This window comes from Candidatus Marinimicrobia bacterium CG08_land_8_20_14_0_20_45_22 (genome assembly GCA_002774355.1).
Classification (GTDB): Bacteria; Fidelibacterota; UBA2242; order UBA2242; family UBA2242; genus 0-14-0-20-45-22.
Genome location: PEYN01000079.1, coordinates 1 through 6,527, shown reverse-complemented (window position 1 = coordinate 6,527; position 6,527 = coordinate 1). Strand labels below are relative to the sequence as shown.

Annotated in this window: 8 protein-coding genes and 1 tRNA gene; all 9 read left to right on the top strand. The window is 45.8% G+C overall.

Annotated features, from left to right (window positions below):
- Positions 1–240: Txe/YoeB family addiction module toxin (locus tag COT43_05015; GenBank protein ID PIS29015.1), on the top strand; the 240-nt coding region annotated here is incomplete at its 5' end.
- Positions 241–427: 187 nt separating this feature from the next.
- Entirely contained in the window at positions 428–1,021 is a 594-nt protein-coding gene (locus COT43_05010; protein PIS29014.1) for a LemA family protein, read from the top strand.
- Between the two features lie 76 nt (positions 1,022–1,097).
- Complete coding sequence (locus COT43_05005) at positions 1,098–1,853, top strand: hypothetical protein (GenBank protein PIS29016.1); 756 nt, start codon at positions 1,098–1,100, stop codon at positions 1,851–1,853.
- Positions 1,854–1,912: 59 nt separating this feature from the next.
- Positions 1,913–2,365 (top strand): hypothetical protein, encoded by a 453-nt coding sequence (locus tag COT43_05000; protein PIS29013.1) that lies wholly within the window; start codon positions 1,913–1,915, stop codon positions 2,363–2,365.
- A gap of 29 nt (positions 2,366–2,394) precedes the next feature.
- Entirely contained in the window at positions 2,395–4,443 is a 2,049-nt protein-coding gene (locus COT43_04995; GenBank protein ID PIS29012.1) for a hypothetical protein, read from the top strand.
- Between the two features lie 157 nt (positions 4,444–4,600).
- Positions 4,601–4,676, top strand: a tRNA-Lys gene (locus COT43_04990).
- 273 nt (positions 4,677–4,949) lie between these two features.
- Complete coding sequence (locus COT43_04985; GenBank protein ID PIS29011.1) at positions 4,950–5,204, top strand: hypothetical protein; 255 nt, start codon at positions 4,950–4,952, stop codon at positions 5,202–5,204.
- Positions 5,188–5,577: a PemK family transcriptional regulator gene (locus COT43_04980; protein ID PIS29010.1), complete on the top strand. Its 390-nt coding sequence runs from the start codon at positions 5,188–5,190 to the stop codon at positions 5,575–5,577. Before COT43_04985 ends, COT43_04980 begins: the two co-directional genes overlap by 17 nt.
- A 103-nt stretch (positions 5,578–5,680) precedes the next feature.
- The gene (locus COT43_04975) at positions 5,681–6,112 is read left to right on the top strand and encodes a hypothetical protein (GenBank protein PIS29009.1); all 432 of its coding nucleotides are present in this window, start codon (positions 5,681–5,683) and stop codon (positions 6,110–6,112) included.
- The last annotated feature ends 415 nt before the right edge of the window (positions 6,113–6,527 follow it).

Genomic DNA, 6,527 nt, shown 5'->3' with positions numbered 1-6,527 from the left:
TTTACCAAACAAGCGCAGAAAGATGCCCTGAAATTAAAACAGGCCGGTTTGAAAGACAGAGCGCTGGTTATTTTGGAACTCCTGCAGAAAAATCCGCTCCAGACTCCTCCGCCGTTTGAAAAATTGGTCGGAGATTTGTCCGGCGCTTATTCTCGAAGAATGAATATTCAGCATCGGATCGTGTATCAAATCATAGAAGCAGAAAAGGTTGTAAAAATTATTCGAATGTGGACACATTAGGAATAGGAAATCCTAATTTCACCAACATCTACCCGAGAGAATGAAAATCTTATCCTCGTCGCAATGCTCTGCTTCTTGAAGCTTAACTTTAATTTTCCCTTCATTTCCAGAATATTATCAGTCGAAAGTTTTTGAATGAGAAAAAATATATTAGATTATCGTAAGTTTTGTTTAAGGAGAAAGAAAAATGAAAAAAGGTTGGATAATATTAATAGCAGTTGTCGTTGTCCTCTTACTGATCGTCGGTAAACTGGTCGGCACGTACAACAATTTAGTGACGCTCGAAGAGGGCGTGAACCAGTCCTGGGCGCAGGTCAGCAATCAGTATCAGCGCCGCGCAGATCTGATCCCGAACTTAGTCGAAACCGTCAAGGGTTATGCTCAGCACGAGCGTGAAACATTTGAAGCCGTCATTCAAGCACGCGCTAATGCCACCGGTCTGAACGTCACGCCGGAAGTACTGAACGATCCAAAAGCCTTTTCCAAATTCCAACAGGCGCAAGGTGAAATCAGCTCGGCGTTGTCGCGCTTAATGGCGATTGCGGAAGCGTATCCGACTCTGAAAGCCAACGAGAATTTCCTGTCGTTGCAGTCGCAGTTGGAAGGCACGGAAAACCGCATTACCGTCGAAAGACAGAGATTCAACGAAGCGGTTCAAGGATTTAACACGAAGATTCGCGTTTTTCCGACTAACATTTTTGCCGGAATACTCGGATTCGAGAAAAAGTTGTACTTCGAAGCGCAGGAAGGTGTGGAAGTCGTCCCCAAAGTTACATTTTAGATGGATTGCGTTCAGCAGAAGTTAAATGAACAAATTTAACATCAGGAGAAAACTCACCGGTTATCTGTCTGTACCGATGATTCGGGAGACAGGTTTGGCGATTTTGTTGGTTTTTGTGCTTACGGCAACGAGCCTTTTTGCGCTCGATGTACCGCCGCTCAAAACCCGTGTAACTGATCTAAGCGGCGTTTTGTCGTCTTCAGAACAATTGAAATTAGAAGAAAAACTCTTTCAGTTTGAATCGCAGACGTCCAATCAGATCGCCGTCCTCATCATTTCTTCTTTGCAAGACGATGCTCTGGAAGATTATTCGATCCGCGTGACCGATGCGTGGAAATTAGGCGATCAGAGAAAAGATAACGGCGTTCTGCTCCTTATCGTCACCAACGAACGGAAGATTCGGATAGAGGTCGGCTACGGGCTGGAGGGAGCGCTGACCGATTTGATCTCGTCGTCGATCATTCGGAACGAGATCGCGCCGGAGTTCCGAAACGGAAATTATTTTGCAGGGATAGACGCCGGCATCACCTCGATCATGAAGGCAACGCAGGGCGAATATCAGGGCGATCCGAATAAATTAAGGAAGTCGGAGCGCGAACCGGGAAATCTGCTGTTCGGGCTGATCTTTTTCTTGTTTTTCCTGCCAATCTTTTTCGGGATGGGAAAACGCGGACGGCGTGGATTGCTTTGGGCTCTGTTCTTTTCCGAAATGTTTCGCGGCGGCGGACGCGGTGGCGGGTTCGGCGGTGGAGGCTTCGGAGGAGGCGGATTTGGCGGGTTCAGTGGTGGTGGCGGTGGCTTCGGCGGCGGAGGATCGTCCGGTGGATGGTAGATTGCAATATTTCAAATTGCAAATTTCAAATTGAACGCGAATTGAAAGTGAGTTGAACGATGTCGTTGTTGGGTACATATTTTTCGAAAGCGGATTTAAAGGCAATTGCGAAGGCTTGTTCGGAGGCGGAGAAGAATACGTCGGGCGAAATCCGGGTCAGCGTGTTCAGCAAAACGCCGTCGCGGCTCAAAGATAAAAGCGTTATGGAAATCGCGTTAGACGAATTTTACCGGCTCGGAATGGATAAGACGCGCGACCGAACCGGCATTTTACTGCTCATTCTTTTAGACGAGCGGAAATTCCAGATTCTCGGCGATGCCGGAATTCACGAGAAAGTTGGGCAATCGATTTGGGATGATACGGCAAAATCGCTCTCGCTGGATTTTAAGAACCATAATTATCGAACCGGCGTCGTCAATGTCGTCATGAAAATGGGCGCAATTCTTTCCGAACATTTTCCGCGAAAAAGCGACGACGTCAATGAACTGACCGATGAGGTTTCCGTCCGGTAACGGACGAGTAATTTTAAGGAGGGAAAAAGATGTGGAAATGCAAACGGAGACATTTTTCCGGAACCGCTTTGATTGTTGTCGTGATGTTTTTTGCGACCATGACCCAGCAATGTGGAAAAAAAGAGGGCACGAAGATGATTAGCGATGAATTTGCCGTGAAAGTCGCCGACAAGATGATCGCAAAGTTTGGTGAAACCAGCGCCGACCGTGTCCGGACAGGAATCACGCAGATGCAAAAATTCTGGACAAAGAAAGATGGCAGCGAAGAAGATTTTCAGAAATTCTGCATGGAAAATTTTCTCGTTGAAGGCGATTCATTAAACCGTTCGTTTGTTCGTCTGGAAAATTCGCTTGAGACATTGAAAGGCGTTATGCTGGAACTCGAACGCGATTTTCAGTGGGATTTGCAGGTGGACGTCGGACCGATCATGCCCGTCAATTACCTGATGGCGAACTTCAGCCTTTCTCCGAATGTCAACGAAAACCTTTTCAAGAGCAAGGTCGCTTTTTGGGTTTTATTGAATTTTAAAATTTATCCGCTCGACGAAATGCTGAGAGTCAGCGACGATTGGACGCGGGAAAAATGGGCACAGGCGAGGCTGGCACAACGATTCAATTCGCGCGTTTCGTCTGAGATTTCACAGAAAACTTACGAGGCTTATGTCGCCGCCGATAACTACATCAGCAGTTACAACATCTGCATGGGGCATCTGCTGACGGAAAACGGTGAAAAATTATTTCCGGAAGACCTGACGCTGATCACGCATTGGGGGATCCGTGATGAACTCAAGGCGCAGTATCCGGAAGTCGGCGGACTTGAGCGGCAGAAAATGATCTACGATGTCATGCAGAAAATCATCACGCAGGAAATCCCGGCCAGCGTCATCAACAATCCGAAAGTTGATTGGAAAGTCGAATCCAATCAAGTCATTGGTGCCGAGGCGAGTCCCGAACCGAACACGCGTTATCAGCAACTGCTCAATATTTTTCATGCCGAAAAGAACGCCGATCCGTATTATCCGATCAATCCAACATTCGTCGATCGCAAATTTAACGAAGAGCGTGAAATTCCCGAGGAAACCATCAAAGCGCTGTTTGTCCAACTTTTAAAATCGGATGAACTCAAAGAGACGGCGGCCGTTGTGAAAAAACGGCTCGGACGTGAATTCGAACCATTCGACATCTGGTATAATGGGGTCAAAAGTAAAGACGCTTATTCGCAGGCGGAATTGGACAAAATCGTTTCGGCCAGATACCCGACAGCCGACGTTTTTCGCGAAAAATTACCGGAAACGCTGATGAAATTGGGATTCGATAAACAGACAGCCGAATATCTTAAAACCAAGATCAACGTCGATCCGGCGCGCGGTTCCGGACATGCGCAGGGCGCCGAGCGTCCTTCCGATAATGCGCATTTGAGAACCCGCGTTCAGCCGACCGGAATGGATTACAAAGGCTTCAACATTGCGCTTCACGAACTTGGTCACTGTGTCGAACAGGTTTTTTCACTGAACAGAATCGACCATCCAATGCTTTCCGGCGTTCCGAATACTGCGTTTACGGAAGCCTTTGCGTTTGTTTTTCAAAAGAGAGACATGGAAGTTCTCGGTTTGACAAAGAAAGATCCGGACGCCGAATATCTGGACGCGCTCAATCAGATTTGGTCGGCTGCGGAAATCTCAGCCGTAGCGCTCGTCGATATGCAGGTCTGGCGCTGGATGTACGAGCATCCGAAAGCGAAGCCCGAAGAACTGAAAGCCGCCGTCATCGACATCGCCAAGGCGACCTGGAACGAGTACTATTATCCGATTTTAGGACATAAAGACGCCATCATTCTGGCGGTCTATTCACACATGATCGACGCCGGTCTTTATCTGCCGGATTACCCGATCGGACATATCATTCAATTTCAGATTGAGCAGTACATTTCCGGGAAGAATCTCGGAAAAGAGATGGAACGGATGTGCACGCTGGGTTCCATCACGCCATCCGCATGGATGAAAGCCGCAGTCGGGACAGAAATCTCCGTTCAGCCGATGCTGGATGCCGCCCGGAGTGCGTTGACAGTACTCCAGTAAGTGCGGAAGAAATAGAATCAAACCTGCCGGCCTGAAAAGTTCGGCAGGTTTTTTTATTCAGAGTATTCTATATTGTCATTGTTAAAATATTGAATTTCCGGCGTGAAGGATGTTGACAGTTCGGCGGAATTGTTATAAATTTAGCCCGCTTTTTCTCGCCCTAATAGCTCAATTGGTAGAGCAGCGGACTCTTAATCCGTTGGTTCAAGGTTCGAGTCCTTGTTGGGGCACAAAGCAATTTTCACGGACGAGAAAACATACTTTTTACCTGCCTATTTGTTGCAGGTTATCGCTATCCCTACCCTATCAAATTTTATCATATTTAACCCTATTTTAACATTAAAAACGGGATACCGAACGGGATACCGGTTTGTAATTCCAAAACAACCGAACCAATCCCGAACATTCGGGAGAATCAACTAAAAACAATGAGCCCGTTCGGGACTTTTTTCTTGTGTTACATTACGCCGATGAGTATCTTTCCGGCGTATATGGGAGACTGAAAAATGAGAACTATCACGAATCATACCAAAACGCAAAGACTTAACCTGATTGTCATGCCGGAACTAACCCGAAAAGCGGCGTCTGTCTCAAGGCGGTTGAACGTTTCCATTAGTGAAATCGTTCGACGGGCTTTGAGCGAATACCTTGACCGAATCGAACGGGCAGACCTTGAAAAACAGCTATCCGAAGGCTATCAGGCGAACACGGCATATTATTGCCAACAGCAAGAGGACTGGAAACATGCCGACAAACTTTAAACATTCCGGCTTAGTCGAACCGCTTAGGCGCGGCGACGTTTACCTTGTCAATCTCGATTCCCGAAGCTTCGGGACGGATGAAATCGGCAAACTCAGACCGGCGGTAATCATTCAAAACAATATCGGTAATCAATATTCTCCGGTGACGATTATCGCCCCGATTTCAAGCGTTAAAGTCATAACCAAAGCACTGCCGGTCATGGTATTTCTGAGCAAAGAAATCGCCGGACTTGACGCCGATAGTTACATTGACTGCGGGCAAATCCGAACCGTTGATAAAGTAAATCGCCTGATTCATAAAGTCGGCGAATTGCCAACGGAGAAAATGCCGGAACTTGACAGGGCAATTAAAATCAGTCTTGCCTTACTGTGAACGATTTTTGACACTTGGACAGGATAGGGCAGCACCCAAAAAGTGGTAACTTTCACCGCCTGCCTGTCCAACACTTTTAAAGGGCAATTGGGAGGAATTGCAAATGATTTCTAAAGAACCTGAAAATTTCACAGCACCTGTTACCAAGAAATGTTCAAAATGCGGGAGTGAAAAACCGCTAACTGAATTTTATAAAAACAAGAGGTCAAAAGACAAAACAACAAGTTATTGTAAAGCTTGCCTGAGAGCCTACCAGAACGCCAATTATCAAAGCGAAAAAGGGAAAGCCTATCATAAAGCCTATAACCAAAGCGAAAAATATAAAGCCTATCAGAAAGCCTACAAGAAAGCCTATTACCAAAGCGAAAAATATAAAGCCTATCAGAAAGCCTATCAGAAAGCCTATCACAAAAGCGAAAAATACAAAGCCTATTTGAAAACCTATCAGCAAAGCGAAAAACGTAAAACCTACATGAAAGCCTATTACCAACGGAGAAAAGCGAAAGCGACAGTCAAAGAATTGAATGCGGCATGAGGGATTTGCAAAAGGAAAAAGAAGTACCTGTCTTTCAACTGGAAAATCCGACATCATCCGGACACCGATTCCGGAAGCCCTGGAAAAACAGGATCAAACCCATTAACTTAAAAAGAGCCAAACGGCTCTTTTTAGGTTGGATAAAGTAATTGGTTGCTGTTTTACCTGGTAAAATGTGGTAAATATTTTGCGTTCTCCGTCGAGAAACGTGAAAATGTAAAATTCCCATTATGGGAATTTGTGTGGGTTGTATGACGTTGATTGGGTGATTACGATAGAAAATCTGGCTTTCTGAACGGTCAAGATTCTTCTATGGAAGGAGTTGATATTGCAGATTATTTGTGTTGACTAATTCCAAAATATATCTGGTTCTTTCGCATTTTAAATGGGTAGATAGTGTTTATTATTAGAGGTG